Raw genomic sequence first — 1,617 nt, 5'->3', positions numbered from 1 at the left:
AGACCCCAAGCCGTTCATCTGGACCAAGACAGCCGAAGAGATCCTCGACTCCCTCGCCCGCTTCTGCCGACGGATCTCTGGCGCAGGACACTAGTAGGACTCCGTTAGGTCTTCTCGATCATGGATTTGGGGGGCATGTTGGTCGGATGGACATGCGGCAAGTCGAGGGCCTGCGGGCAGAGTTATCGGGGTTCGTGGCGGATGTGTTCGCCTCGGTGCCACGCAAGGATCAGCGGGCGAAGGGGGACTGCTATCTGCGGGGTCTGATGCTGGACGGGCGGCGCAAGTCGATCCAGCCGATGGCGATGCGGCTGCCGGACGGCAACGAGCAGAACCTGCAGCAGTTCGTGAACCAGTCCACCTGGGATCCGGTGCCGGTGCAGCGGCGGATTGCGGAGCGGATGGTCCCGCTGATCGGCCCGGACGCCTGGGCGGTCGATGACGTGTCGTTCCCCAAGGACGGGAAGATGTCGGTCGCGGTCGCGCGCCAGTACTGCGGAGCGTTGGGCAAGCAGGCCAACTGCCAGGTCGCGGTGAGCGTGCACGCGGTCACCGACACCGCGTCCTGCCCGCTGCAGTGGCGCCTGTTCGTGCCGGAGGAATGGGAGCACGATGCGGTACGGCGGGACAGGACCGGGATACCTGAGCAGATCGGGCACCGTGAGAAGTGGCGCCTGGCCCTGGACACCCTGGATGAGCTGGCCACATGGGGCCTGGTGCCACCGGTGGTGGTGGCCGACGCCGGTTACGGGCAGAACGCCGACTTCCGTGCCGGGCTGGCCGACCGGGGTATCGCCTACGTGGTGGCCATCCGCTCGGATGTGACCGTCCACCCGCATCACGCGGTGCCCGTTGCCCTGCCCTGGTCCGGCACCGGCCGCCGGCCGCAGCCGCGCTACCGGGACAAGCCGTCCTCGGTGGCCGCACTGGCGATGGGCCACGGCCGGCAGGCATTCACCGAGGTCACCTGGCGGGAAGGCTCCCGCGATCCGATGCGCTCGCACTTCCTGGCGCTGCGCGTGCGGCCCGCCGGGGTCAGGGCCCGCCGTCTGGCCCAGGCCGCCGCCACCGCACGCGACGGCCACTGGGACGGTGTCCTGCCCGAGGTGACGCTGCTGGTGGAATGGCCCGAGGGAGCCGAAGCACCCACCGACTACTGGCTGTCCAGCCTGCCCGAGGACACTCCACTGGCCGAACTGGTCCGCCTGGCGAAGATCCGCTGGCGGATTGAGCACGACTACCGGGAACTCAAGCACGGCCTGGGCCTGGACCACTTCGAGGGACGCTCCTGGACCGGCTGGCACCACCACGTCACTCTGGTCACCGCCGCCCACGCCTTCCTCACCGAACAGCGGCTCTCCCCAAAAGCCCGCACACCGGTCTCACGCTCTACCAGATCCTGGACACCATCCAGAGCCTCCTGAACTGCTGGACCGGTATCTGCACCACCTGCCACCAGCCGCTTCCCGGCACCACCCACAGACGCCAGACCACGAGATCCACAACGACCTAACGAAGTCCTACTAGTGTCCTGCGCCAGTAGTTGATCGTTAGTTGGTGTGTGACTTCTACTGCTGGTGCGTCAGTTCCTCGTCGGGGCCCGAAGCTGGAGCCGTT

At 67.5% G+C, this 1,617-nt stretch carries 1 protein-coding gene; it reads left to right on the top strand.

Annotation, left to right across the window (positions count from 1 at the left end):
* Positions 1-146 precede the first annotated feature (146 nt).
* A complete protein-coding gene (locus ACWD3C_RS48525) occupies positions 147-1,424 on the top strand; it encodes an IS701 family transposase (protein ID WP_451155231.1) in 1,278 nt (425 codons plus the stop codon).
* The last annotated feature ends 193 nt before the right edge of the window (positions 1,425-1,617 follow it).

The sequence above is a fragment of the Streptomyces sp. NPDC002845 genome, assembly GCF_053591955.1.
Note: the sequence above shows the minus strand (reverse complement) of the source record. Positions and strands in the feature narration are given on the sequence as shown.